This is a genomic window from Streptomyces mangrovisoli, assembly GCF_000974985.2.
GTDB classification, from domain to species: domain Bacteria; phylum Actinomycetota; class Actinomycetes; order Streptomycetales; family Streptomycetaceae; genus Streptomyces; species Streptomyces mangrovisoli.
Genome location: NZ_LAVA02000019.1, coordinates 25,774 through 51,789, shown reverse-complemented (window position 1 = coordinate 51,789; position 26,016 = coordinate 25,774). Strand labels below are relative to the sequence as shown.

Here is a 26,016-nt window from a genome sequence, read left to right as displayed (position 1 = left end):
CGGTCGCCGGGAGTCGGAGGAGGAGACCCTGCTGAACACCCCCGTGCCGGAGACGCTGGTCACGCTGGGGCGTCGCTATGTGCGGGACGCTCCCGGCACCCTCGGCAAGGCGTTCCTGGCGTCCCGCCTCCTCAACGCGCACCTTCGGGACCGTCCGAGGCGGCGGGTGGTCGAGACCCGGTTCGGGGCGCGGTTCGCGGTGGACACCCAGGACCTGATCCAGCGGTACGTGTACCTCTTCGGGGTCTGGGAACCGCACATGACCGGCTGGCTCGAACGCCGGCTGAAGCCGGGCGACACCTTCGTCGACGTCGGGGCCAACGTCGGGATCTTCAGCGTGCTGGCGTCACAACTGGTCGGCGAGCGCGGGCGGGTCGTCGCCATCGAGGCCTCGCCGGTGTTCCACGGCCGGTTGACGCAGCAACTCCGCCTGAACGGCTGCGGCAACGTCCGCGCCCTGAACGCGGCCGTCGCCGACACCCACCGCACGCTGACCTTCGTGCTGGCCAGCTCCCGCAACATGGGAGCCAACAGCATCGTCCCCTACGACGGCCCGGCCGAGTCCGCGTTCGACATCGCGGCGCTGCCGCTGCCCGAGCTGCTCGCCGAGGACGAGGCGGCGACCGCCAGGGTGATCAAGATCGATGTCGAGGGCGCGGAGGGCCAAGTGGTGCGCGGGCTGCGGCCGTTGCTCGGCCGGCTGCGCCCCGACGTCGAGATCACCGTGGAGGTGACCCCCGACCGCATGGCCCAACTCGGCGACTCCGTGGACGAGTTGCTGGAGACCATGTCGGACGCGGGGTTCCACGCCTACCGCCTGCCCAACGCGTACGCCCCCGAGAGCTATCCGGAAGCGCTGCGCAGGGGACCGGCCGTGCCGGTGCGATGGCGGCACCCGGTCACGGAGGAGAGCGACCTGATCTTCTCCCGGGTGGACGCGGACCGTCTTCCCTAGCGTTCGATCGCCGTACCCGTACCCGTACATGTACCCGCACCCGCGTCCGCACCGGCGGCCGCCGCCCGCAGCCGCACCCGTACATGTCGCTCAAGTCCCGGTCGTGAGTGGCTGGAGAATCATTCCTTCCGTTTTGTGTAGGGGTGGCGAAGGGGTTGCGCCGTGACGCCGTGGTGGGGCTTGTGGTGCGAAAGTGGCCAGTGAGGGGCTCGGTGGCGCCGTTTCCGGACCTAGGGGTCCGGCTGGGGTTGTGAATATACGGACTAGCTGGTTTGGTTTGGGTGGGGGAGTGTGCTGGTCCAGGTGGTGGAGGTGGCTCGGTGGCTCGGCAGGAGCGTGCGATTCGGACGCGGCGTTCGATCGTGGAAGCGGCGGCGTCCGTGTTCGACGAGCGCGGCTACGAGGCGGCGACGATCGGGGAGATTCTGACGCGGTCCGGTGTGACCAAGGGCGCGCTGTACTTCCATTTCCCGTCCAAGCAGGCGCTGGCCGAGGGCGTGCTGCACGAGCAGTTGGCGGTGCTGTCGCTGCCGCCGCGGGTGTGCAAGCTCCAGGAGATGGTGGACGTGGGGCTGCTGACGGCGTATCGGATGCGCCGGGACGCCGTGGTGAGCGCGGCGGCGAAGCTGTCCCTGGAGCACGGTCTGCGCGCGCAGTTCGGCACGCACCTGGTGACGGCGTGGGTCGACACCTCGGAGAAGCTGCTGCGCGAGGCACAGGATCAGGGGGAGTTGCTCCCCGGGGTCGACGCGGCGGAGAGCGCGTGGCTCCTCTCGGCCGCCTGGACGGGCGTCCAGATGCACTCCCACATCCTGGTCGAGCGGCGCGACTTGGAAGAGCGGATCGCCGCGCTGTTCCGGCACCTGCTGCCCGCGGTGGCGGTTCCGGCCGTGCTGGGGCGGCTGGTGATCACCGCGGAACGCGCGGCCCAGCTGGGCGCGGAGAACGAGGAGTACGTGGTCCGACAGGCCCGGGACGGCGCGGGGGAGGAGCCGGTGACCGCGGGGTGACATGCCGCCCGCGACGCCTCACCCAGCCAGCCCCCACCACCACCCGCGCGCAGGCGCCGACGCCCCCCGTCAGCGGCCCCGCCACACCGGCCCGCGCTTCTCCGTGAACGCCGTCACCCCCTCGCGGGCGTCGCCGGACGCGAAGACCGCGGCGATGATCTGCTCCTGGCGGTCCCAGCACTCCTCAAGCGTCCGGTCCGCGGCCACCAGGGAGCGGCGCACCTCGGGGACGCCGAACCTGACATGGTCGGCCGCGACGACGAGATCGCAGGCCGCCATCCGCGCCGCAGGCGACCGTACTCCGCCTTCACGCCGATACTGGAGCCCTACGACCGCCCCGCGCGCCCTGACGGCGAGCCAGAACGGGAGCAGACCGGCACCCATGACCCGACACGCTCCGCGCCCCACCGGCCCGGCCGCCGCGGACCTCCCGCCGGCCGCCCTCGTCCCGCGCCGCCGCCCGCGTACCTCGCGCGCCCCGCGCTCGGCCGTGCTGTTCCTGCACGGGGGCACCGCCGACAGCCGGGTCCCGGCGAACCCCTGGCAACTGTCCGCCCTGCGGATACGGCCCCTCGTGCGGGCCGTCGCCGCCGTGACCCCCGACGACGTCCTGGTCGCGCAGGTCCGCTACCGCGTGCGCGGCTGGAACGGCGCCGACGCGGACCCCCTGCACGACGCCCATCGCGCGCTCGACGAACTCGGCCGCCGCTTCGGCGACCTACCCACCGTCCTGGTGGGCCACTCGATGGGCGGCCGCGCCGCACTGCGCGCCGCCGACACGCCCCGGGTCAGCGGCGTCCTGGCGCTCGCGCCCTGGTGCCCCGACGGCGAACCGGTCGACCACCTGGCCGGCAAGGACGTCGTGGTCCTGCACGGCGACCGCGACCGGGTCACCGACCCCGCGGCCTCGCTGGCCCTGGTCGCCCGGGCACGCGCGGCCGGGGCGCGCGCCGAGGCGGTCGTCGTGCCGGGCGGCGACCACGCCCTGCTCCGCCCCCTCCGGTACTGGCACCGCGCGGCCGGCGAGAGCGTGGGCGCCCTGCTGGCACGCCAGGACCCGCGGTCGTACGACACCGGGCCTCCTCGGTGATCAAAAAGTAGGTGCGCGACCTGGGGCAGGCAGCGGCCGACGCCTCTACGCTGGAGGAATGAAGAGCGGGACGACGAGCGCGCCGGTGCGCTTCAGCACCGTCGGCCTTCCCGAGGCACGGCGCGTCGCACTGTGGGAGGAACACAACGCCGAGGCCCTGATCGGGCTGCGCTGCCGGTCCCTCCAGGACACCGCCCTGGACGCGACGGAGATCAACCTCCAGCTCCCCAGGGTGCATGTGGCGCGGGTGCTCGGCAGCCCGCACGTCGTGGAGCGGACGCGGGCCGAGATCCGCCGCGTCCCCTCGGACGCCGTGGCCTGCTATCTGAGCCTCGCGGGCGACGCGTTCTTCTACCACGACGACGGCGTACGGCTGCTGCATCCCGGGCAGTTGCTGATCTGCGACGCCGACCAGCCCTTCATGCGCGGTTTCTCGCACGGACTGGAGGAACTCGCGCTCAAGGTCCCGCACACGGTGTGGCGCGACCTCGGAGGGCCGGCCTCCCTGCCGCAGCCGCTCGTCATCGACGACGGGTCCGTGCAGATCAGAACCCTCGCCGCACTGGCGGCTCGGGCGCTGCGGCGGGAGTCGGGGGAGGACCCGGGCGCGAGGGGGGACGCGGCTGCGGGCCCCGGCGTGGACACGGGTCCGTACGGGGCTGCTGACGGGAGCGCGGACGCGGGTCCGGATGCGGGCGGCCGCGCGGACCTCGGTCCGGCCGCGGACGCGGGCCCCGGCGTGGACGAGGACGTGCTGCTCGATCTGCTCGCCTCGGTGGTCACCGGCCGGACGGGCGCCCTGACCACCGTCCACCTGACGGTCGCCAAGGCGTACGTCCAGGAGCACCTGGCCGACCCGGGCCTCTCGGCTGCCCGGATCGCCCGGGGTATCGGCATCAGCGAGCGCCATCTCTCGCGGGTCTTCGCCGCGGGCGGCACCAGCGTTCCGCAGTACCTGCTGGGCGCCCGCCTCGAACACGCCCACGCGCTCCTGGCCCGGAGCGCGGAGCGGACGGTCGCCGACGTGGCGGCCCGGTGCGGATTCGGCTCGGCCGCCCACTTCTCCCATCGGTTCAAGGAGCACTACGGGCTGCGCGCCACGGACGTGCTGCGCGCGGGGCGGTCACGCGCCGTCCGGCGCCAGCACGATGTCGAACCGCACGCGTGACCACGGACGGTCGCCGAGATCACGCCCGTCCGGCGTCGGGGTGCCCGCGGGCTGCGCCTCGAAGTCCTTGACGAGCGACTCCTTCACCCCGAACACGGCGTCCCGCGCGAGGAGTTCGTCGCCGCGCACGAAGATGTGCGTGACCAGGGTGCGCAGTTCGGGCGCGCCGACCATGAAGTGCAGATGCGAGGCGCGCATGGGCGAGCGGCCGGTCGCCGCCAACAGCCCTCCCACCGGCCCGTCGTGGGGGATGGGATACGGCGTCGGGGTCAGCCCCCAGAAGCGGTAGCGCCCGTCGGCGTCGCTGAACAGGTGCGCCCTGGCCGCGATCCGGTCGTCGCCGTACTGGGTGTCGTAGTAGCCGTCCTCGTCGGCCTCCCACACCTCGATCCGGGCTCCGGGGACCGGCTTCCCGGCGGTGTCGGTGACGGTGCCCTCCACCCAGCACGGCTCGCCCGCGGCACCGAACGCGAGATCTCCGCCGAGTTCGATCGAGGGGCTGTTCTCGACGAAGAACGGGCCGAAGACGGTGGCCTCGGTGGCGTCCCCGTAGGCCGCGTTGTTGACGGCGACCGTCTGCATGGACGCGCCGAGCACGTCCGACAGCAGGATGAACTCCTGGCGGCGCTCGTCGGTGATGTGCCCGGCCCGGGTGAGGAAGGCGATCCCCTCGTTCCACTCCCGTTCGGTGAGGCGGACCTCGCGGACGAACGCGTGCAGATGATGGACCAGGGACTGCATGACCTCACGCAGGCGGGGGTCGGCGCAGCCGTCGAAGGAGGCGAGCACCTGGCGGGTGACCTCGGCCTCCCGTTCCTGCTGCGCGTCCGGAACCGGGGTACCGGCGGGGGCCGGGCGGTCGTGGGTCATCGGGGTGGGTTTCCTTCCCATGCCGTCTGCACGAGTTCGGTGATCGAGGCGAGGGTGACGGGCCGCGGATTGCCGGGCGGGGCCGCCGCGACGACGGCCTCGGCTGCCGCGGCGACCCCCTCCTGCGGCATCCCCAGCGAGCGCAGCGAGCGCGGCGCGTCCAGCGCCGCGCGCAGCCGGGCCAGGCCCTCGCCGGCGGTGGGCGCGCCGAAGGCCGAGGCCAGCAGCCGTTCGGCGTCGGGGGAGTACGGCGCGTTGAAGGCCAGCACGTGCGGCAGCACGACGGCGTGGGTCTGGGCGTGCGGGAGACCGAACATGCCGCCGAGCACATGGCACACCTTGTGGTGCAGTCCGGACCCGGCGGACGCGAACGCGACGGCGGCCAGGTAGGCGCCGTACAGGGTCCGTTCGCGGCCGTCGAGGGCGTGCGGGTCCTTCACGACGAGCGGCAGTCCGCCGCTCAGCGCGCGCACCCCCTCCGCGGCCAGCGCCCGGTCGACGGGATCGCTGTGCGGGGCCCACATCGAATCCACGCAGTGCGCGAGGGCGTTGAGCCCGGACGCGACGCTGAGGCCGACCGGCAGCGAGCGGGTCAGCGTCGCGTCGTAGACGATCGCGCGGGGCAGGACGCGCGGGTCGGTGCCGGTGGTCTTGCGGGCGTCCTCGGTCAGGCCCCAGACGGCGGTGGCCTCCGAACCGGCGTAGGTGGTGGGCACCGCGACGATCGGCAGCCCCGTGGTGAGCGCGACCGCCTTGGCCAGCCCGGTGGCCGAACCGCCGCCGACGCACACCAGGGTGTCGGCGTGCCACTCGGTGGCGGCGTCCCGCGCCCGCCGGGCGACGTCCACGGGCACGTGCATCACGACGTCCGTGTGCCGGTGGACCACGGGCAGCCCGGCGGTGACGCGGTCGGCGATCTCCCGTCCGCTGCCGCCCGCCACGACCATCACCCGCCGTGCGCCCAACTCGGCCACCTCGGCGGCGAGTTCCTCCGTGGCGGCGCCGGACGCGAACCGCACCCGCTGCGGCAGCGTGTCGTGCACGAAACGCATCACGCCCCGTTCCTTCCCAGGACGGACACCAGGGCACGCATGAGCGCCTCCTCGGGGTCGCCGGGCAGGGTCGCCGCCCGCCAGGCGATGTGCTTGTCCGGGCGCACCAGCAGCGCGCCGCTCTCGTCGGTCTCGCGCACCTTGGCCCAGTCGTAGTACAGGTCCGTCACCTCGCGGCCCGGACCGATGACGACGGCCGTGAGCGGGATGCCCAGCTTCTCGGCCACCGCCTCGGCGGCGCGCTCCCACGCCTCGCCCGCGATCCCGGTCAGCAGGGTCCAGCGGTCGTACGGCGCCAGGTCCATGAGGGCGTGGCGGTGCGCGTTGTCGCCGACCCAGGCGTGCGGCAGGTGGGCGCCGGGGACGGTGGACGCCTGGTAGTAGAGGTCGCTGTCGCGCTCCGGCTCGGGCAGCCGACTGCCGTCCGGGACGACGGCGTCGGAGACGTAGTGCTGGCCGAGCTCGACGCCGTGCGCGTTGAACTCGTAGTTCTTCAGCTCCATCGCCCGCACCAGGGCGGCCCGCTTGGCCGCGCCCGCCGGGGTGTTGGCCTTGCGCTCCTCGATGGCGGCGGCCATCTCCGCCTCGCTCTTGGCGTCCAGCACGCCCAACGCCGCGAAGATGTCGACGAACTCCCGGCTGGACTTGTTGGCCCGCTTCACGATGCGCTCGGCGACCGGGGCCCGCTCCGCGCTGTAGGTCTCCAACAGGCCCGGCCCGGCATGCCCCTTGACCACGGCGGCGATCTTCCAGGCGAGGTTGTAGGCGTCCTGGATCGAGGTGTTGGAACCCAGGCCGTTGCTCGGCGGGTGCCGGTGGACGGCGTCGCCCGCGCAGAACACCCGCCCCCGCTGGAGCAGGGTCGCGTACATCTCGTTGTTGCCCCACAGACTGGTGCCGGTGATCTCCACGTCCAGGTCCGGGATGCCCAGCAGGTTGCGGACGATCTGCACCGCGGCGGCCTGGTCGACGACCGGGGGTTCCTCGGCGATGTCGTACCCCCACACGATCAGCCACTCGTTCCACGGCCGCACCATGCGCACGAGCCCCGCCCCGATGCCGCCGACGTTCGAGCCGGGCTGGATGACCCAGTACAGGACGGACGGCCGGTGGGCGACGTAACGGCCGATGTCGGCCTTGAAGGTGATGTTCATCGACCCGGCGATGTCCATCGCGCCCTCGAACGGCAGGTCGATGTCCGCGGCGACCTTGGAGCGGGCACCGTCCGCGCCGATCAGGTACTTCGCGCGGATGCCGTACTCCTGCCCGGTCAGCCGGTCCAGCACCCGCACGGTGACCCCGCCGGCGTCCTGGGTGTGCGAGAGGTACTCGGTGGAGAACCGGGTCTGGGCGCCGCGCTGGGCCGCGTTGCGCACCAGGATGGGCTCCAGGTACGTCTGCGGGATGTCGACGGTCAGACAGGGGGACGCGAGGCGGTAGTCGCCCTCGCGGTCCGGGCGGGTGCCCCAGGTGCGGATCCGGCCGATCTCCTCGCCAGCGATGCTCGTGCAGAAGACGGTGTCACCGACCAGGGAGTGCTCGGTGGCGTCCGCCAGCACCTGCTCCTCGATGCCGAGGTCGCGGAAGATCTCCATGGCGCGCTGGTTGGTGATGTGCGCACGGGGGGTGTTGGCGGTCCACCGGTACTTCGTGATCATGACGGTGTCCACGCCGAGCGTGGCCAGCAGCAGCGCGGCGGCCGCGCCCGCGGGTCCGGAGCCGACGACCACGACGTCGGTGGTCATGATCGTTCCGGCGGGCGGTTCGGTCTCGGAGATACCGTCGCTGAAGGTGGGCATGGCGGGCGCCTTTCATCGATCCGGCGTCATGGTCGGCAGGGCCAGTGTCGAACCGCGGGCGCCCATGGGACCGGAGACAGGCCGAGGTGGGCGGGAATACGAAGGGATGGCGGATCGGTGACCCGCCATCCGTGAGGCGGGTGTGAGGGCGCCGTGAAGCGCCGGTGCCGCCACGAGGGCCGTCGGCGCCGTGCGGCATGATCGTGTCCATGACTCACGCGCATCTGGCGAGCACGGAGGCGGCCGTCCAGGCGGTCCGGGAGATCGCCCACGAGTTCCGTCTCGAGATGACCGTCACCGACGACATCGGGGCGGACCAGACGTCCCGCCGGACGGCGGCGGGCGCCTTCACCGTCCTCGACCCGGACGGCTCCCTGCCGCACGAGGCCTTCGTCGAACTGGGCGGCGCGCCCGAGGTCACCGTCCAGCTCTATCCCGAGGACGACGCGAGGATCACGGTCGACGGGGTGACCTTCGACGACGTACCCCGCGACGCCGTCCCCGCGTTCCTGCGGTCGGTCCTCGGCGGCCTCGCTCATGTGAAGGGCAGGATCTTCCCGCCGGGATGCTGGCTGATCGTCCCCCTGCCCGGTGACGACACCTACAAGGAGCGCATCTGGCGCTCCACGCTGACGCCTTGGCTGGCGGGGCGGATACGCGACTAGGCGTCAGCGGCGAGGCGGGAGACCTCGAACGCTCCGGCCGCTCCGGACGCCCCGGACCCTCGAACGCCCCGGATCCTCGAACGCCCCGGACCTCCCGGACGCGCCGGTGGGCCGGGATCCTCAGCCCCTTCGCGCGCGGCCGGCCTCGCTGATCAGCTCGGGCGGAAGGCCGGGGCCGGCGCAGGCGTGGTCGAGCAGCAGGTCGAGGTAGGCCGGGTTCGGCATGTCCGGTGCCAGTTCGACGAGTTGCCGCAGGTCGGCGGCTGAGCCGGAGAGCCGGGCACGGTAGGCGGCGGCCGCCGCGCGGAGGGTGATCTCGGCCGGTTCGTGCGTCAGCCCCTCACCGGCCCAGCGCGCCGCGGCGGCGAAGTCGCCCTGCTCGGCGTGGAGATCGGCGAGGTCGAGGTGGAGCGACCAGTTGCCCGGGTCCAGTGCGAGGGCGCGCTCGAACGCCGCCGCGGCCTGCCGTGCATCGCCCACCCTGCGCCAGGTGCCCGCCCGCACGACCTCCACCATCATCGTGCGCTGGACGGCGTCCGCCCGGTCGCACAGGGCGAACGACGCGTCCGTGAGCCCGCAGGCCCGCAGCATCATCGCCATCCTGGCCAGCGCCTCCGGCGACGGCTGCCGGGCGGAGACGGCCTCGATGGCCTCGAACCAGGGCCGGAGGCGCTCGCGCATGGCATCGCTGTCCAGGTCGTGGCCGCGGTCCATGGTCCGCAACGCGGCCTCGGCCAGCGCGTCGGCGCTCACCGCACCGAGGAAGCGTTCATCGCCGAACCACGGGGCCCTGGCCCATGCCACGTCCGGCCGCGCACCCGTGACCGATCCGATCGCCAGTGCGGCGCGGTCCATGTCGCCGTCGAGAAAGCTCACGTACGACAGTGCCAGCACGGCCCTCAGGGAGGTGGACCCTTCCACGGCGCCGGTCAGCTCGGGGGTCCGGTCCCGCCACAACTCGGCGAGCAGCGCGTACGGTCCGGGATCCTCCGGCGCGGCCGCGACGGCACCCGCGAGATGGTGCAATGCGGCCGCCGGATCCCCGCCGCAGTGCGCCAGCACCCGTACCAGGCCCAGACTGCCCGCCACCGCTCGATTCGACATCGGCCGATGATATCCCTGGTGAGAGCGTGGGGGGGGGTGGGGCGTGGGTCTGGGGCGATGGGCCCAGGGCGGCCGGCGGCCTCGCCGTCCGGCGTCTTCGGCGGGCGGGGCTACTCCGGTGTGCGCAACCCCACCACGCTGTGCTGGACCACGCCCGCCGGAAGGTCGCTCCTGCCCGACATCCGAGTCGTCAACTCCACCAGACCGGCGCGCAGTTCCTCGGCGGGCTCGCCCAGGACGATCGCGGACACGACGAGTTCGAGCATCAGGCGGTCGTACTCCTCGCTCGTGTTGCGGTACTTCGGGGCGTCGGACTCCACCACGGCCGTCGTGATTCTTCTCCCACCGTCGGCGAGGGGCGTGAAGGTCGCCTCGTAGACACCGCGCCCGGTCCAGCTCCGGTGGAGGAACAGGACGTCGCCGTCGGCGTAGACGTTCCACTTCTCGTCCATGTCGCGGGCGTGGTAACCCCGGCTGATGCGGTCCCACTCCTCGTCGGTCCAGACGCGGCCCGGCGGCTGTTCCATCGTCCTGGGCACACTGATCGGCTTCAGGCGGCGGAACGATTCCCTGGTCAGCGGCGCATCGGCAGTCATGGCGTGATCATACGGGGGCCGGGTCCTCGGCCCGGTGGTCGACGGCTTCAGGACTCCTGGCAGGCCCTCGCCTCGAACTCCTTCATGGACACGGTGACTTCCGCCTCGTCGCCGTTGTCGGAGACGGAGTCGTAGCGGACCCTGCCGGGGGTGAGGCGGGCCCGGTCGGCCAGGGTGAAGGTGACCTCCGTCGCCGACCACGAGTCGTCCTCGGTCCAGCCGTAGAGGCTGTACGTGGTCCCGTCGGTGAGCGGTGCGAGGGGCGGGTCGGCCGTCCAGCCGGCGGAGACCGGGTCGAGCGTCCAGGTGGTGAGTCCGGCCGTGAGCTTGTGCGGCGCCGTCCAGGAGCCGACGGTCACCGACTTGTCGACGTCGTCGCTGTCGACGTACAGGAGCGCGCCGTCGATGTGATGCCCGCACACCATGATGACGCCCAGCAGATGGCCGTCGGAGGTCACGGAGATGCCGGTGACCGCGTCGACGGGCACCGTGCACCCTGTGAGCCCCGTCGTGCACACCACGGCCCCGACGGTGAGGGCGAGCCCCCGCAACACCGGCCGCGACACGCCGAACCCCATGCCGACCCCCCTGCTCAGAGGGCGCCGGGGCCCCCTGTTCGCGGCAGTATAGGAGGGTCGGCGCGACGTCACTCCCGCGCGGTGGCCACCGTCACCGCGCGGACGCGGAGTGCCGCGCGGCCGGGCAGGGCGGTGGCGGCCAGGGCGAGGAGTCCGGCGACGGCCACGACGGCGACGTACGGTGCCGCGGGGACGGCGGGGGCGGCGCGGCCGGTCATGCCGACGCTGAACGCGGTCAGGACCGCGAGGGCGATGCCGCTGCCGAGCACGGTGGCGAGGAGCAGCACCGCGAGCGCCTCGGCGCGCAGCATCCGCAGCACCTGCCGACGGGTGGCTCCCGCGAGTCGCAGCAGCGCGAACTCACGGACCCGCTCGGAGACCGACAGCGCGAGCGTGTTGACGGCGGCGATGGCGGTGAAGGCCAGCACCAGCCCCATGGCGAGGAGGCCGACCCCCGCGTTCTGCTGCTGCCGCACCGCCTGGAGACGGTCGGCCGTCTCCGGGGTGACGACCCGGACGGCGGGGGTGTCGCGCAGTGAGGCCGCGACCTGCGACCGCGTCCGGCCGGTGGCGACGAGGACCGAGACCGCGAGGGGGTTGTCGACGTGGCGGGCCACCAGGTCGTGCGCGAGGGTGAGGTCTCCGAAGCCGAGCCCCCTGCTGTAGACGGCGGTGACGGTCAGCGTGACGGGCGTGCCGTCGCCGAGGGTGAGCCCCAGCGTGCTGCCGGGCCTCAAGTGGCGCTGCCTCGCCACCAGTTCGCTGACCGCGACGGTGTGCTCCGCCAGCCGGTCGAGGGAGCCGGCGACGACGCCGGGGTCCCAGGTGCGGGTGAGTCCCGCCGGGGTCACGCCCTGCGCCGCGTACTTGTCCAGTCCGACGCGGACGGTCGTACGCACCACTTCGGTGGCCACGTCGTGGCGCGCCCGCAACCGCCGTGCGGCCTCGGCCGGTACGCCCGGTCCGGTCGGTACGACGACCCACTGGGCGCGCACGCCCTCGCGCGCCTGGGCGCGGGCGGCGTCGGCGAGGGTGGGCTGCGCGAACAGCACCGTGCAGGTCATGCCGACGAGGAGGGTGAGGGGGGTGACGACGGAGGCCATGCGGGCGGCGTTGCCGCGCAGGTTCGCCGCGGCGAGCCGGCCGCCCGGACCGGTGCGCCGCAGCGGGCCGCCGAGGAGCAGCAGGGCCCCCTTCACCAGCAGCGGGCCCAGCAGCGCGACGGCGGTCGCCAGGACGACGACGGCCAGGAACGTCACGGGGGTCGACGCGCCCTCGGTGTGCAGTGAGGTGAGGACGACGACGAGGACCGTGCCGCCGGCCAGCAGGAGCAGTCCGGCGAGGACCCGCCCCCACGACGGCGAGGCGGGCTCGCCGCGGGACTCGGCGAGCGCCTCGGCGGGCCGGATGCGGGCGACCCGGCGCGAGGCGACCCGGGCGGCGGCCCAGGCTCCGATCAGCGTCGCCGCGAAGCCGGCACAAGCGGGGAGGACACCGCCGGTGTGCCGGAGCGTCGCGGGCACGGCGCCCATCGAGACGAACCTGGCGTGCAGCCAACTGCCCAGCGGCAGCCCGAGCAACGCCCCCACGGCCCCGGCGGCCCCACCGACGATCAGCGCCTCACGGCCCAGCAGCCTGCGGATCTGTCCCGAGTCGGCGGCGACGGCGCGGAGCAGGGCGAGTTCGCGGTGCCGCTGCTGCACGGTGAGCGCGAAGGTGCCGACGACGACGAGCACCGCCACGAGCAGCGAGGTGCCGCCCATGGCGCCGCCGACGCCGACCAGTTCGGTGCGCGCGGCGGCGGCGTCCAGGAACTCCGCCTTGCCTCGGGCGTCCCCGTCGGCGACCTGCGCCGTGGTGCCGTGCAGGGCCCTCGCCACGTCCTGGTGCAGGCGCGAGGTGTGCGTGCCCCTCTCGGGAAGCACGCCGAACGCGGAGACCTGCCCGGGGTGTCGGGCCAGCCTGCGTGCCTCGGCCGTGGAGAAGAACAGTGACGTCTGGTGCCGTACGTCCGTCGCGGGCGCCGCGACTCCGGAGACCCGGTAGGTGCGTGGTGCCCGCGTCGACTGGACGGTGAGGCGGCTGTCGACCTTCAGGTGGGCGTGCCCGGCGAGCCAGGAGTCGACGACGACGTCGGTCGCGGCCTGGGGCGCGGTGCCGGCGGTCAGCCGGTAGGGCGTGAGGACCGCCGAGTCCCAGGCGTGCCCGTAGGTGCTCCGGCCGCCTGTCCCGCCGGGTGTCAACGGCTGCGCGAGGAAGGTCAGTTCGGGCACTACCCGGGCGACTCCCGCGGTGTGCGCGAGGGTGGTCTCCAGTCGCTCCGGCAGCCAGGCGCGCTCGGCGATGGGCTTCGCCTTGCGCTTGGTCTTGGTCTTGCCCTTCTTGTGCGTGACGGTGGTCCGGTGGACGTTCTGGTCGCCCGAGACGACGACGGGGGTGGCGGCGTAGCGCTCGGTACGGACGCTCCCGCGCAGCCCGGTCTCCAGGAGCGTGCCGCAGGCGGTGACGAGGGCGGCAGCGCACATCAGGGCGAGAAAGGCGCCGAGGAACCCGGCCTTGCGGGCCCGGACCGACCTGAGGGCGTAGCGCAGCATCATGAGGGCTCGGTCCCCTTCGGGTTGGATGGGTTGGTGGTCTGCGCGGGGAGGACATCAGGGCCGGCCGGGTCGCCGTGATCCGTCCGATCGGCGTGCTCGTCGCGCGGGCCGTGACCGTCGACGGCCGGTGCCGGGAAGGCGAGGAACCGGGTGAGCACGGTGCGCGCACCGGGCGGGGTGTCGGCCGCGGGCCGCTTGTAGCGGTTGATCAGGGCGATGTACTCCTCGAAGAACGCGCTCAGTTCGGGGAGCGTGAGCCGGATGCTGCCGCGTGAGTGGGGGAAGGCGTCCGACCAGGGGTCGTCGTCGGGGGTGTCTTGCCGCACCTGCTCGTAGAGCCGTACGTCGGCGGCGTGGGCCCGGTGGTCGAGTTCGTCCAGGACGAGCCGCATCTCGGGGCTCTGCCTGCTGCGCGGCGGGAACCGGCGGTCCCCCGGGACCGCCCGCCACCATCGCTCCCGCCCGCCGACCGCGCCCTGCGTCTTCGGCGTCCGCGCGGTCTCCTCCACGAAGCCGTACCGGGCGAGTTCCCGCAAGTGGTAGCTGGTGGAACCGGTGTTGAGGCCGAGCGCCCGTGCGAGCGTCGCGGAGGTCGCGGGGCCGTACAGGCTGAGGTGCTCGAACATGCGCTGCCGCCGCGGATGCGCGAGCGCGGTGAGGGCGGCGAGATCGGAGATCTCGACCCGACCGGGCGCGGGCTCGGCCGGTGCCGGGCCGACCGGCGCGTGCGCGGCCGGTGCCTGACCGGCCGGCTCGTGCGCGGCGGGCGCGGGTGCGGCGGGCGGGCGCCCGGCGGGCGTGCGGGGTCCGGGTCCGGGGGTGCCGGGTTCCTGTGCCATGCGTACACAGTCGTCTGTGCACAGGGGCCTGTGCAGTGCGGCGGACCGGCGTCTTGGGCCGGGGGTTAGCCCTACCCCTGTCCGGACGGAGGAGGCTCAGCCTCCCCTCGTTCGCCTACGCCCAGCCCCGGCGCGCCGCGATCCAGCCGAGCTGGATGCGGCTCTCCGCCCCCGCCTTCAGCATCAGTTCGCCGATGCGGCGCTGAACCGTGCGGCGGGAGACGCCCAGTTGACCGGCGGCGGCCTGGTCGGTGAGGCCGGCCAGGACGAGGGCGAGGACGCGGGCGTCCATCTCGTCCAGCGCGTCGGAGCGGCCCTCGGTGAGGCCGCCGTCGACGGTGTTCGGGGAGAGCGGATAGGCGCGCTCCCAGGCGAGTTCGAAGTAGGCGACCAGCGCCTCCAGCATCCCGGAGTGGTGCACCAGGATGGAGGCGGGGGAGGTGCGGCGGCCGGGGAGCAGCGGGAGCATGGCCAGTTCGCGATCGGCGATCATGAACTTCACCGGCACGTGGTCGGCGACGCTGACCTGCTGGCCGTGGGCCAGGGCGGAGAGCGCCTCGTCGACCAGGCCCGGCAGGCCGAGCATGTCGCGCTGCACGATGGTGCGGTAGAGCACGCCCCGCCGTATCCCGGCGTGCTCGGCGGTGTTGTGTTCCCGCTGGACGACGGTGGACTCGGGCACCATCATGGCCCGGATCTCGTGCCGGGCGGACTCCTGGAGCTGCATGAAGCGGTGCCGTACGGCGGCCGGGTCGGTGATGACCTCGACGACGCTGCCGCCCGAGGCCGCGTTGCGGTACTCCTCGGTGAGCGCGAGCAGGGCCTCCTCGGCGGCGCGGAGGTCGTCGCGGCGCTGTCGTAACGTACCGCCGAGGGCGACCGCCGGGGGTGCGGCGGTGAAGACGGTGGCGGGACTCGGCCCGGCGTCCTGACCGGTCCCGCCCGCATCGTGCACCCCGTGCGTCATGCCCGCGGCCCCGTCCCGGCGTTCCGGCGCGTCCCAGCCGGCCGCAGCGCCCTCCTCCTCGTCGGAGGGGGCCGCGGCCAGGCCGCGCGCCGCCAGGGTGACGAGCAGCTTCAGTGTCTCGCCGGGCATGCGCCCGGTCTCGTCCGCGAGTTGTTCGGCGGTGGCGCCGGACCGGGACACCAGGAGGCGGTAGATCTCCTCTTCGGCCGGGCCGAGCCCGAGCACCGAGAGCACGGGACCTCCTCGTGGTCGATCGAGTGAAGTCCCGAGAGGATACGGAGGCCGCCGATCCGTCCGTCACGCGGGGGTGTGGGGAGCGTGACGGACGGAGGGGGGTCGGTGGCCCCCGTATCCCGTTCAGAGGCGGCTACTTGAGGCCGTAGGCACGGATCACCTCCTGGCTGATGCGGTTGCCCGCGTCGTCCCAGCCCTCGGCCTTCAGTGAGACGTAACCCGTGTGCGGCGCGTCGAAGGAGGCCGTCCAAGTGCCGGACTTACCTGTGACCTTGACGGGCTGCCAGGTGGTTCCGTCGTCGTACGACACCGACAGCGAGGCGCCCTGGACCGTGCCAGTGCCCACCGCGTCCGCGAGGTGACGGGGCGTCAGGGTGAGCGTCTGGCGGCCGCCGCGGGCGTCACCCGCGAGGTCCGTGTCGACGCCGTAGCCCATCTGCAGCACCGCCATCCGGTCGGACTCCGTCGCGCTGGTGACCGGGTCGGACTTCACCTGCCACACCGTGTGGGTGTGCGTGGACAGCCGGTAGGCCGCCGCGTCGCGGTCCGCCGTCAGGTCGAAGGTGTAGACCGACGGGGTGCTCGGGACCCCGGTCAGCGTGACCGCCGACGAACTGCTCGTCTTGCGCAGCACCCCGTCCTCGTACGCCTTGAGGGTGGTCGTGGTGTTGTCGTAGCCGGACTGGATGACACCGCCATGGCCCTCACCGCTGTCCGACCAGGGCTGGACGTTGAACGCCAGGAACGTCTTCTGCCGGTACGACCACCAGTAGGTGCCGCCGTTGGCGGGGCGGGTCACCGGCCCGAACCAGTCGCGGACCTGACGCGAACCCGGCTTGTACGTGGTCCGCGACTCCTGGGAGGAGAGGATCGACTTCGGCCCGGTGGCCAGTGTCTCCACCCACTGAGTTCCCGGCTGCGCCGACAGGTAGTCGGTACGCGTGCCGGGCACGTCCAGCGGCAGCAGGTACCCGGAGCCGTACTTGCGGTACGGGCGGAAGACCGTCCGGTACTCCCCGCTCGGCGTGGTGGTGGTTCCGTGGAACCGCATGTCCACCGTGGCCAGTTCGGACGCGCGGGGTCGGTAGGTCAGCCCGGTGGACGGGATCTGCCCGGTGTGCGGGTCCGAAAGGTCGTAGACGTACGGCGAGTTCGGCACGCCCTCGACGTCCAGCCGCAGTCGGCCGCGCCTGGCTTCGACGATCAGCGACGCCCCGTCACGGGCGGTCACCGAGACCACCGGCACGGCGCTGTTGCCGCCGGAAGCGGTCCCGACGGACTCCATCAGCTTGCCCGGGCCGTCGTTGACGACGACCAGGAGCGAGGCCCCGGCGTCGGCCGCCGCCTGTGCCCGCGCCGGGGCGCTGATCGCGTCCGAGCGGGTCACCAGCGCGATCCTGCCCTTGACCTTCAGCCCGGCGTACTCGTCGGGGGTACCGGTGCCGGCGTGGACGACGTCCAGGCGCCCGGTCCCGTCGTAGGCGGCGGAGCGGGCCTGCCCCAGCACCTGGATCCGACGGCCGTCGTCGGTGAGGCTGATCAGCGGATAGGCCTTGCGCCAGCGGGTCTCGTACTCGAAGGTGCCCGTCGTCGCCTTGCGGGTGGGCAGCACGAACATGCTGTCGACCGTGGACCCCAGCAGGTACTGCACCTCCACGACGCCGACGCCGTAGGCGTTCTCCGCCGAGCCGTCCGCGCGGTACCAGTTCATGGACAGCGTCCGGTCCTCGGTCCGGCGCGGGACGCGCGCGGTGACCTCGCGGGTGCGGCTCGCGTCGAGCGCCACGTCCCGGTCGCGGTCCAGGGTGACCTCCGGGTCGCCCATCAGCGCCATGCCGACCGAGTCGGGTCCGTGACTGCCGGCCACGTCCAGGTAGGTCATGACGCTGTAACTGCCCTCGCGCAGCCGCAGGGTGACCTTTCCGCTGTCGTCGACGGTCGCGTAGGACGGGTCCTCCGTGCTGCCGAGCTTCTGGATCTCGACCCAGCCCGCGGCCGGCGTGCCGGAGCGGTCCTTGAGGGTGATGTTCAGATTGTGCCGGGCGTCCTCGCGGTACAGGCCGACCTGAGTGCGGGCGAGCGTCGCGCCCGAGCCGTCCTTGGCGGTGATCTGGCCGAGGTAGCGGCGGCCGTCGGCGCCCAGCCCCGGGTCGGCGGTGGCCGTCACGGTGGCGGTGCCGTGCGCGGGCACGGTCACCGTGTCGGCGGACAGGGTGAACATCCCGTCGGGCGCCGGGGTGCCCTTGCCGGCGGTCGGATCGGTGTCGTAGGGGCCACCGGCGACGGAGGCGTTCAGCGACAGGCGCAACTCGGCTTCGGAATCACCGGTGTTGGTGTACGTCACCGTGCGGTCGCGCGGCGTGGAGTCGTCGTGCGGCCAGGTGTCGATGCCGAAGTACGCCGAGCCGGTCGCGGTGACCGTGGCGGCGGTCGCGGCGGCGACGTCGACGCGGCCGGAACCCACCTGGTACGTGGTGTACGACGACAGCTCCTTGGACGTGCTCATCAGCGCGTCCTTCAACTGCTGCGCCTTCCAGTCCGGATGCTCCTGGGCGAGCAGCGCGGCGGCACCGGCGACATGAGGGGTCGCCATGGAGGTACCGCTCATCGTCTGGTACCAGCCGGTGGCGGCGCTGCCGCCCGCCTTGGCCGCGAGGACGTTCACGCCGGGGGCGGAGATGTCGGGCTTCAGGGCGTAGTCGGTGAGGCGCGGACCCTGCGAGGAGAAGGACGCGCGCTTGTCGGTGGAGTCCACGGCGGCGACGGTCAACGCGTCGTCGGCCACGCCGGGCGCGCCCATGGACGCCTCGCTGCCGGAGTTGCCCGCCGCGATCACGAAGAGGGCGCCGCTCTTCTCGGTGAGCCCGTTGACGGTCTGGCTCAGCGGGTCGGTGCCGTCGGACGGGTCCGAGGAGCCCAGGCTCATGCTGACGACGCGGGCGCCCTGGTCGACGGCCCACTCCATGCCGGCGATGATCCAGGAGTCCTCGCCGTAGCCGTCGTCGGAGAGCACCTTGCCGATCAGCAGGTCGGCGCCGGGAGCCACGCCCTTCTCGGCCCCGTCGGAGGCGGCACCGCTGCCGCCGACCGTGGAGGCGGTGTGGGTGCCGTGGCCGTGGCCGTCCTGCACGCTCTCGTCGGGCACGAAGCTCTGCGACGCGGAGATCCGGCCGTCCAGGTCGGGGTGGTTGAAGTCCGCTCCGGTGTCCAGCACGGCGACCTTGACGCCCTTGCCGTCGTACCCGTTCGCCCAGGCGGTGTCCGCGCCGATCTGCGCGGTGGTGTCCTTCAGGGTGGCCTTGACCCGGCCGTCCAGCCAGACCTTGGACAGGCCGTCGCCGAGCCGGGCCGAGGCCGTGCCGGTGGTGCCGGGGGTGGCGGCCGTCGCCGCGGGGGCGATCGACTTCCAGACCGTCCGGGCGCGTTTCTTGGTGGCGCGGACGGCCGCGCCGCGGATGGTCGGCAGGGAGCGCACCCGGGTGGCGCCGGTGGGCGTGGCCCGGTCTTCGGCGGCCGTCTTGGCGCCGTAGCTCAGGATCAGGGGGATGCCGGTGCTGTGGGCGTCGTCGTAGCCCTGCTCGATCAGGGAGGTGACGTCGAACAGGCGCTTGTCGAGACGGTCGGCGGCCAGGTAGGGCTGCACTTCGTCGGGGTAGACGTAGAGGTCGCCGTCGACGGTCTCGGTGCGCACGCCGCCGGTGGCGCCGGGCGGACGGGTCACGTCCGCGGTCTGCTTGCCGCCACCGGCGTCCGTGACGCGCACGACGTCACCGGTGAGCAGCGTGACGGTGTGCTCGCCGGTGCCGGTGCCGGTGCCGGTGCCGGTGCCGGTGACCGTGGTGACGTCCGTCGTCGCGGCGGGGTGTGCCGCGACGGCGCTCGACGGCTCGTTCGCCGCCGCGGAGCCGGTCGGCCCGGCGAGCGACGTGAGGACCGCCACCGTGCCGGCGGCCGCCACGAGCGCCCGCCGGTGTCTGCGGCGTGGGGGTATGAGGTAAGTCATGTGACGGTTCCTACCGGTGAGGAACCTGTGGGGGGAACAGCAGCCCGGTGGCGCGAATGCGTCACGTCCCACATGTGCCAGCCGCGGCGACACGCCTGTCGGGACAGGCCGACACGCCTGTCGGGACAGGCCGACACGCCTGACGGGGCCGGGAGGTTGCGCGTCGGCGTGGCACCCGGCCGGGCTCAGCCCGCCATGGGAACGTGCGGGACGGCCGAGCCCGGGTCGAACCCCGCGAAGACCAGCCTGATGACGAAGCCCGCCACCTCCTCCAGCTGCCGGACCCGGTCCAGGGTCCCCAGCGTCGCCGGAACCCCGCCCACATCGCGGACCAGTTGGCCGACCACCTCCAGAGCGCCGGGGTCGGCACCGCACATCGCGACCGTCGGGCGAGGCCGATCGGCGTCGGGCTCGGCCACCCACTGGTCGGCGGCGAAGAGATGGAACGCCTTCACCACACGGGCTCCCGGAGCGAGCGCGGCGATCCGGGTCGACACGGACTCGCCCGGACCGGTGAGCAGCGCGCCGACGCCATGGCTGACGGCATTGACGGGATCGATCAGCGGCACCCCCGCGAGCGCCCCCTCGGCCGCGCCCACCCGCGCCAGCATCTCCTCGACACCGTCCCACGACACGGCGAGGAGCACGGCGTCGCGCCCGGCGACCACCTCGTCCGGGTCGAGTGCACGCACTCCCGGCCCCAGGCGCTCGGCCAGCGCCTCCGCCTTGGCCCGCGACCGCCCGCCGACGGCCACCTCGTGCCCCGCCCGCGCCCAGCCGGCCGCGAGGGCTGCCGCCAGGGTCCCCGTGCCGAGAATTCCGATACGCATCTGTCCGTCAGGCATGTGTCCGTGTCCTCCGAGGAGTCGATGTCGGTGGTCACACGGTAGGAAAGGCGATACGCACCGATCGGTGCGTGACCTCGCGCGACCATGGACGGCGACATGACTCACGAAGACGCGCACTGCTACGAGTTGGTCGCCGACTGCCGACTGCGCGCGGCCACCGACCTCTTCGCCCACACCTGGGATCCGGTCGTGCTGGCGGCCCTGAGCCCGGGACCGCGCCGCCGCCGCGAGCTGCGCGCCACGATCGGCGGCGTCAGCGACAAGGTCCTCACCGACGCACTGCGCCGCCTGCTGGGGGACGGCCTGGTCGAGCGCCGGGCCCACGCGGAGGCGCCGCCCCGTGTGGACTACGCGCTGACCGCCCTGGGCCGGAGCCTGGTGGAGGGACCGCTGACGGCGCTGGGCCGCTGGGTGCTGGAGCACGGCGACGAACTGCTGGAGGCACAGGAACGCAGCGACGAACTGCGGGAGGCACAGGAGCGCGGCGGCAGGCAGGCGGCCGAGACGTAGGCCTCAGTCGCAGGCCGCCCGGCTCCAGAAGCTGTAGTCGACCACGACGTCACAGCTGGCTTGCATCAACTCGACCAGTTCGGCGCGCTGTTCGCGCCATAGGTGGTCTTGCCCGACCCCGGCAGACCGCACATCAGCACCACGGTGCCCACTCGTCGCGTCACCGGGCCAGATTAGCCCTCGCGCACACAGGCCCCGGGTGGGAGACGCGCGCAGCCGTGGAGGCGGTGCACCGGCAGCTGTGCTGCGGCCGGGCACCGCCCCCGCGCGTCACTTCTCGTCGCGCAGCCGGGCCGCCAGCGAGACCAGCGGCCCGGTCTCCTCCTTGTGGCCGAGGCCGGTGAGGCGGTGGATCGCCGCGTCGAGGCGGGCGAGCGCCGGGGCCGGGCGTTCCAGGTAGACGCCCTCGACCACACCGGACAGGCGGACGCACTCGGCCCACTCGCCGACGTGGTCGTCCTCCGGTCCCGGCTCGCCGAGCAGGTCGAGGGCCTGGTGGAGGGCGGTCAGCGCGTCCTCGTACGCACCGGCGTGCGCGTTGACCCTGCCGTACTCGTACGCCAGCGCCGGGTCCAGGGCGCGGCCGCGTGCCTCGTAGGCGGCGGCGCGCGCCTCCTCCGCGACGCGGCCGGCGTCGGTGAGGAAGGTGAGCGCCTCGGTCAGGCCCTCGGCGCCCTGCTGCTGGGCCTGGAGGCGGGCCAGTTCGCGCAGGCAGCTGCTGAGCTGCTCGTAGCGCGGTTCCCGGGCGTGTGCGGCGAGCGCCTGGTCCACGGCCTCCCGGGCCCGCCCGAACTCGCCGGATTCGCCGAGGAGCACGGCGGTCTCCGAGGCGATCATGGCGTGGCTGCCCGGGTCGTCGTCCCAGCCGGCCGATTCGGCCGCGAGCGCGACGAACTCGGTGGTGGCCGCCTTGAGATCCTCCCCGGCGTGCAGCGCGCGCGCACGGATCAGCCGCAGCTGGGCGGTGAGCCGGTCGTCCAGGTCGCCCGAGGCGATGTCCGGTTCGGCGAGCACGGAGTCGAGCAGCGCGATGCAGTCTTCGACCCGCTCGAGGTCGAGGGTGAGCTGGGCGGCGTTGCTGTACGTGCAGAACGCGTCCGTACGGCTGCCGTGCCGCAGGTCCAGTTCCGCGGAGCGGGTGAGGTGCCGCAGGGCCTCGTCGGGACGGCGAAGATGCATGGACGCCTCGGCCAGATCGGCGTACATGCGGGCGGTGTTGAGGGTTCCCGCGGGCCACTCGCCGGCCAGCCTGATGCCCTCCGTCAGGTCGGCGTGGGCCGCCTGCGCGTCACCCAGGCCCAGCTGGATCCGGCCGCGGAGCGCCAGCGCGCGCGGCACGTGCCAGGCAGGCCCCTCAGCGCGCAGGCGCTCCAGCAGGGTGTCGATCTCCTCGACCGCGGCGGGGAGTTCACCGGAGAGGGCGTGATTGCCCGCGCGCAGCAGACGGGCGCCGGAGATCTGCCCGGGCAGGTCGTGCAGGGTGGCGTGCGCCAGCAGGAGGTCCGCCTCGGCCAGGGCGGGCGCGGCGTACTCCTTGTCCCGCGACCCCTGCAGGCGCAGCCCGAGCGCTGTGGCGCGCAGCCGCAGCAGACGCGCCTCCAGCTTCGGGGTGAGGCCGGGCGTCTCCTCCTGGAAGCGGACCATGGCCGCGTGGGCGTCGGTCAGCGCGGCGGTCTTCACCTCGACCGCGTCGGGGTCGAGCGGGTTCTGCGGAGGTGTCTCGGCGCTCGCGAGCAGCGCCCCTGCGCGGGCCAGCGCCGCGCGCGCCGGGTCCCCCGCCTCGTCGTACAGGCCCGCGGCCTCCTCCTGGAGGGCGACCGCGACCGCGAACTGGTCCTTCTCGCCCGCGTCGTTCGACCTGTCCATGAGCAGGTCCGCGCGCAGCCGGGCGAGCGGCCCCGCCTCGGGGTCCTCGGGGTGGGTGTAGTCCGGGTCGGCGGCCAGCGTACGCAGCCGCGCCCACAGCGCGTCCGCCTCGGGATGCCCGAGCTCATGCAACTCCCGTGCCCGAAGGATCAGTTCGAGAGTCGACTCGGGTACGGCGGGTACGGCGGCCGGTGCGGGGGAGTGCGGCACGGCGGCGGGCGCGGCCGGGGCCACGTCGTCCAGGCTGCGGGTGCGCAGGGTCAGTTCGAGCGTGTCCAGCAGGGGGGCGCGGTCGAGGCGGGCCGTGCGGCGGTCGGTGTGGGCGGCGGTGCCGTTGCGGGCGTCGAAGCGGGCGGCGAGGTCGTCTGCGCGGCGCCGTATCTCCGTGCGCAGTCCGGCGACCGTCCAGGTGCGTCCCGCGTATCCGGTGGCGGGCAGGGCGCCGTGGCCGAGGAGTTCGACGCGCTGGAGGAGCACCTCCACCCCGGTGAGGAAGGCGAGCTGCTCCAGTGGTGAGTCGACCTCCTCGAAGAGGTTGCGGTTCTCGGCGAGGAGTTCCAGGCCGCGCGCCTCGTTGCCGGTCAGCGCGCAGAACTCCAGATGCCGGCCGACCTCACCGGCCATCGACGGATTGCGGCGGCAGCCGCGGTAACCGGCGAGGTGCAGCCGCCGCGCGTCGTCGGTGCGGCCGGCGCGCAGCAGCGGCAGCAGCGCGTAGGAGATCGAGCGGGCGGGCTCCTCCTGGCAGGACTCCTTCCCGGCCAGGACGGGCTCCCAGGCGCGCAGCGCCCGCTCGTCGTCGCCCTTCCCCAGGTGGTACAGGGCGCGCTCGCAGATCTCGCACGCCTCGCAGTCGCTGAGCTGGGTCCGGGACCGCCCCGCCCACAGGTCGAAGGCGAGGGCGGCGTCCTCGCCGGTGTGTGCGGCGAGCTGGTACGCCTGCCCGTAGTACGGCTGGAGGCCGAGGCCGGCCTTCTCGTAGCGGTCACGCATCTCGGTCAGCCACTGGCGCAGACTGGCCAGCGGCATCTCGGGCAGCGCGCGCAGGGCGTTGGCCACCCACTTGAACCGCCAGAACACGGTGTGCCGCAGGCGGTCGTCGAAGTCGTCGGGCCGCTCGTCGAACAGGGTGAGCACACGGGCGAAGACGACCGGCGACTTACGGGGCTCGGAGCCGTAGGTGTACGCCTCCTGCAGCTCCAGCAGCGCATGGACGAGCGGGACCGTCTCGGCGAACTGCTCCGCCGCGTCGACGAGTTCCTCGGCGGTGACGGTGCGGGTACGGCCGTACGGGCGCTGGTCGTTCTCCTGGAGCGCCTGGTACAGCTCGTCGGTGGTCTGCGGTGTGGTCGGCATCGTCAGCTGTCCTTGCGGAGGGCGTGGGCGAGAAGGTCGAGGAAGGAGCGGTTGATCAGGCTCGACTCGGCGGGCCGCAGCGGGCGCCGCGACAGCATCGCGGCCTGTCCGTAGAGGGCTTCGGCGCTGGTGCGGGCCAGCTCCGGCTCGTTGATGGTCACCGCGGTGCGCACCAGCGGGTTGAGCTGGTTCAGGATCAGCTGGGCGCGCGGCGCCTCCTGCCGCAGATGGCCGAGGATGTCGCCCCACAGGCCGCCCTGCTGCTCGCGGGCGAGCTGGGAGCGGGTGCGCTCGTGCCGGGCCTCGCGACTGTCGAGCAGGAGCGCGGGGGCGGTCGCGGGCTGGAAGGTGCGCAGCGCGACATCGCAGTCGAAGACGGCGAGGGCGTCGCGCGCGAGCGCGAGATAGGCCGCGGCGGCCAGCTCCGTCTCCCGGTCGACCGGGTCGAGATGGGCGGTGAGGGTCGCCGGGTCGAGGTCGGCGACGCTGACCTCGGGCCTGATCTCGGGCAGCCGGTGCACCAGTTGGCGGTCGTAGGTGTAACCGCCGTTGACGACACCGAGCCCGGCCGCCGAGGCGATCGCGGCGACCTGCCGGAACTCCTCCACGCTCGACGTGACGAGCACCGTGCGGTGAGCGCGCGCGAACTCGTCGAGGGTGGCGTGCCCGTCGGTCGTCTCGAACGGCAGCCAGGGCAGCAGCATCCGCAGGATCTCGTCGTCGTGCACGGCGAGCGACTTCACGGCCAGGTGGTGGACCTGGAGGAAACGGCCCAGCAGTTCGGGGTCGCTGGCGGCGATGCGGGCGATCCACGCGCGCAGGCTCTCGGCGAGGGCGTCCCGGACGGCGGCGAGGGTGTCGTCCTCGTACAGCGACTCGCGCGAGGCGGTCGGGCGCAGGCTCTCGGCGTCGATCACGCACCGGACGAAGAACGCCCACTCGGGCAGGATCTCCTCGGCCTGCTCGGACAGCAACATGCCCTTCACGTGCACCCGGTGCCCGTGGCGGCGCCCGGCCGGCACGGCCTCGGACAGCACGCACGCGATGCCCTTGAGGCCCACGGCCGGCAGGTCCAGCTCGATGGTGTCCAGCGGCGTGAACCCGAAGACCTCCTCGCCGTAGGCGGCCAGCGCGCGCGAGCGGGCGCCCGGCGTGGGATAGGTGCGGGTCCAGGGCGCGGGTTCGGGGTTCACCGGCGCCCCGGTGCCGTTCGCGCTGTCCTGGAAGGTCACCGGGTGGCGCAGCAGGGATCCGAAGTGCCGTGCCAGCGCGTGCACCTGGCCCGGACGCGTCCACTCGGCCGCGTCGGCGCGGGGGGTCAGCGTCACCGTGGTGCCGGGCCGGGGCCGGGCGGAGGACGGCAGGGTCCGCACCGAATAGCTGCCGTCGCCGCGGCCGCGCCACTCCACGGCGGGTGCGTCGGGGGTGCGCGCGGAACGGCTCAGCACGTGGATCTCGTCCGCGACGAGGAAGCAGGAGAGCAGACCGATGCCGAACTGCCCGATGAAGTCGGCGCGCTGCTCGGCGATCTGGTCCGAACGCTTGCTGCTGCGGCCGATCGTGGCGAGGAAGGTGTGCACGTCGGCCTCGGTCAGACCCACACCGTCGTCCTCGACGCGGACCACCGAACCGTCGGCGTACAGACGGATGCCGAAGGCGTCGGCGGCGGCGCCCGGTTCGAGGCCGTGCCGCGCGGTGAGCGCGTCCACCGCGTTCTGGAGGAGTTCGCGCAGGTAGACGCGGGGGCTGGAGTAGAGGTGGTGGGAGAGGAGATCGACGAGGCCGCGCAGGTCCACCTGGAAGGTGCGGTCGGCTGCGTCCGGGCTGACGGGCGTGTGGGGCAGAGTCATCGGGGAGTCCGGGGTGGGGTGGTCGACGAGGGACGGGAACGGCGCCCGGCGAGGCGGGC

The 26,016-nt window shown here is 73.3% G+C and carries 21 protein-coding genes; 6 read left to right on the top strand and 15 right to left on the bottom strand.

The window, feature by feature from the left end; translation table 11 throughout:
- Nucleotides 1-43: 43 nt before the first annotated feature.
- Nucleotides 44-955 (top strand): FkbM family methyltransferase, encoded by a 912-nt coding sequence (locus WN71_RS09585; protein WP_240529612.1) that lies wholly within the window; start codon nucleotides 44-46, stop codon nucleotides 953-955.
- A gap of 281 nt (nucleotides 956-1,236) precedes the next feature.
- Nucleotides 1,237-1,965 carry a ScbR family autoregulator-binding transcription factor gene (locus WN71_RS09580; protein ID WP_276208094.1) on the top strand — a complete coding sequence of 243 codons (729 nt, stop codon included), beginning with the start codon at nucleotides 1,237-1,239 and terminating at the stop codon, nucleotides 1,963-1,965.
- 69 nt (nucleotides 1,966-2,034) lie between these two features.
- On the opposite strand, the gene WN71_RS42255 is transcribed toward WN71_RS09580, so the two are convergent.
- A complete protein-coding gene (locus WN71_RS42255; RefSeq protein WP_052743168.1) occupies nucleotides 2,035-2,244 on the bottom strand; it encodes a Clp protease/crotonase-like domain-containing protein in 210 nt (69 codons plus the stop codon).
- 103 nt (nucleotides 2,245-2,347) lie between these two features.
- Between WN71_RS42255 and WN71_RS09570 the strand changes: the two genes are divergently transcribed.
- Both WN71_RS09570 and WN71_RS09565 read left to right on the top strand, forming a co-directional pair.
- Complete coding sequence (locus tag WN71_RS09570) at nucleotides 2,348-3,055, top strand: alpha/beta family hydrolase (protein WP_046591347.1); 708 nt, start codon at nucleotides 2,348-2,350, stop codon at nucleotides 3,053-3,055.
- A 58-nt stretch (nucleotides 3,056-3,113) separates the two neighbouring features.
- Nucleotides 3,114-4,223 (top strand): AraC family transcriptional regulator, encoded by a 1,110-nt coding sequence (locus WN71_RS09565; RefSeq protein ID WP_046591346.1) that lies wholly within the window; start codon nucleotides 3,114-3,116, stop codon nucleotides 4,221-4,223.
- Here the strand turns inward: WN71_RS09565 and WN71_RS09560 are convergent.
- Genes WN71_RS09560 through WN71_RS09550 form a run of 3 tightly spaced genes read right to left on the bottom strand, consistent with a single transcriptional unit; the run spans nucleotide 4,179 to nucleotide 7,944 of the window.
- Nucleotides 4,179-5,093: a dioxygenase family protein gene (locus WN71_RS09560; RefSeq protein WP_046591345.1), complete on the bottom strand. Its 915-nt coding sequence runs from the start codon at nucleotides 5,091-5,093 to the stop codon at nucleotides 4,179-4,181. The genes WN71_RS09565 and WN71_RS09560 overlap by 45 nt on opposite strands.
- Nucleotides 5,090-6,145: a maleylacetate reductase gene (locus WN71_RS09555; RefSeq protein ID WP_046591344.1), complete on the bottom strand. Its 1,056-nt coding sequence runs from the start codon at nucleotides 6,143-6,145 to the stop codon at nucleotides 5,090-5,092. Before WN71_RS09555 ends, WN71_RS09560 begins: the two co-directional genes overlap by 4 nt.
- A complete protein-coding gene (locus WN71_RS09550; protein ID WP_046591343.1) occupies nucleotides 6,145-7,944 on the bottom strand; it encodes an FAD-dependent oxidoreductase in 1,800 nt (599 codons plus the stop codon). Before WN71_RS09550 ends, WN71_RS09555 begins: the two co-directional genes overlap by 1 nt.
- Before the next feature lie 209 nt (nucleotides 7,945-8,153).
- On the opposite strand from WN71_RS09550, the gene WN71_RS09545 reads away from it, so the two are divergent.
- Complete coding sequence (locus WN71_RS09545; RefSeq protein ID WP_046591410.1) at nucleotides 8,154-8,609, top strand: hypothetical protein; 456 nt, start codon at nucleotides 8,154-8,156, stop codon at nucleotides 8,607-8,609.
- Between the two features lie 120 nt (nucleotides 8,610-8,729).
- On the opposite strand, the gene WN71_RS09540 is transcribed toward WN71_RS09545, so the two are convergent.
- The 8 genes from WN71_RS09540 to WN71_RS09505 form a co-directional block, all read right to left on the bottom strand.
- Nucleotides 8,730-9,713: a tetratricopeptide repeat protein gene (locus WN71_RS09540; protein ID WP_046591342.1), complete on the bottom strand. Its 984-nt coding sequence runs from the start codon at nucleotides 9,711-9,713 to the stop codon at nucleotides 8,730-8,732.
- A 110-nt stretch (nucleotides 9,714-9,823) separates the two neighbouring features.
- Nucleotides 9,824-10,309: a hypothetical protein gene (locus WN71_RS09535; protein WP_240529610.1), complete on the bottom strand. Its 486-nt coding sequence runs from the start codon at nucleotides 10,307-10,309 to the stop codon at nucleotides 9,824-9,826.
- A 47-nt stretch (nucleotides 10,310-10,356) separates the two neighbouring features.
- Complete coding sequence (locus WN71_RS09530) at nucleotides 10,357-10,887, bottom strand: hypothetical protein (protein ID WP_240529609.1); 531 nt, start codon at nucleotides 10,885-10,887, stop codon at nucleotides 10,357-10,359.
- Between the two features lie 68 nt (nucleotides 10,888-10,955).
- On the bottom strand, nucleotides 10,956-13,484 hold the full coding sequence (locus tag WN71_RS09525; protein ID WP_046591341.1) for an ABC transporter permease: 2,529 nt from the start codon (nucleotides 13,482-13,484) through the stop codon (nucleotides 10,956-10,958).
- A complete protein-coding gene (locus tag WN71_RS09520; RefSeq protein ID WP_079177762.1) occupies nucleotides 13,481-14,323 on the bottom strand; it encodes a winged helix-turn-helix domain-containing protein in 843 nt (280 codons plus the stop codon). Before WN71_RS09520 ends, WN71_RS09525 begins: the two co-directional genes overlap by 4 nt.
- Before the next feature lie 115 nt (nucleotides 14,324-14,438).
- Nucleotides 14,439-15,524, bottom strand: a complete 1,086-nt coding sequence (locus tag WN71_RS09515; protein WP_046591340.1) for a helix-turn-helix transcriptional regulator — start codon at nucleotides 15,522-15,524, stop codon at nucleotides 14,439-14,441.
- A 133-nt stretch (nucleotides 15,525-15,657) separates the two neighbouring features.
- Nucleotides 15,658-19,527, bottom strand: coding sequence for a S8 family peptidase (locus WN71_RS09510; RefSeq protein ID WP_052743167.1), 3,870 nt, complete (start codon nucleotides 19,525-19,527; stop codon nucleotides 15,658-15,660).
- A gap of 185 nt (nucleotides 19,528-19,712) precedes the next feature.
- Nucleotides 19,713-20,372, bottom strand: coding sequence for an NADPH-dependent F420 reductase (locus WN71_RS09505; protein WP_338058682.1), 660 nt, complete (start codon nucleotides 20,370-20,372; stop codon nucleotides 19,713-19,715).
- Nucleotides 20,373-20,471: 99 nt separating this feature from the next.
- Between WN71_RS09505 and WN71_RS09500 the strand changes: the two genes are divergently transcribed.
- Nucleotides 20,472-20,885 carry a winged helix-turn-helix transcriptional regulator gene (locus WN71_RS09500; RefSeq protein WP_046591405.1) on the top strand — a complete coding sequence of 138 codons (414 nt, stop codon included), beginning with the start codon at nucleotides 20,472-20,474 and terminating at the stop codon, nucleotides 20,883-20,885.
- Between the two features lie 65 nt (nucleotides 20,886-20,950).
- Here WN71_RS09500 and WN71_RS42645 read toward each other — a convergent pair whose 3' ends face one another.
- The 3 genes from WN71_RS42645 to WN71_RS09490 form a co-directional block, all read right to left on the bottom strand.
- Nucleotides 20,951-21,049, bottom strand: coding sequence for an ATP-binding protein (locus WN71_RS42645; RefSeq protein ID WP_143074822.1), 99 nt, complete (start codon nucleotides 21,047-21,049; stop codon nucleotides 20,951-20,953).
- A gap of 106 nt (nucleotides 21,050-21,155) precedes the next feature.
- Nucleotides 21,156-24,107, bottom strand: coding sequence for a hypothetical protein (locus WN71_RS09495; RefSeq protein ID WP_046591338.1), 2,952 nt, complete (start codon nucleotides 24,105-24,107; stop codon nucleotides 21,156-21,158).
- 2 nt (nucleotides 24,108-24,109) lie between these two features.
- Nucleotides 24,110-25,957: an HSP90 family protein gene (locus tag WN71_RS09490; RefSeq protein WP_046591337.1), complete on the bottom strand. Its 1,848-nt coding sequence runs from the start codon at nucleotides 25,955-25,957 to the stop codon at nucleotides 24,110-24,112.
- Between the last annotated feature and the right edge of the window lie 59 nt (nucleotides 25,958-26,016).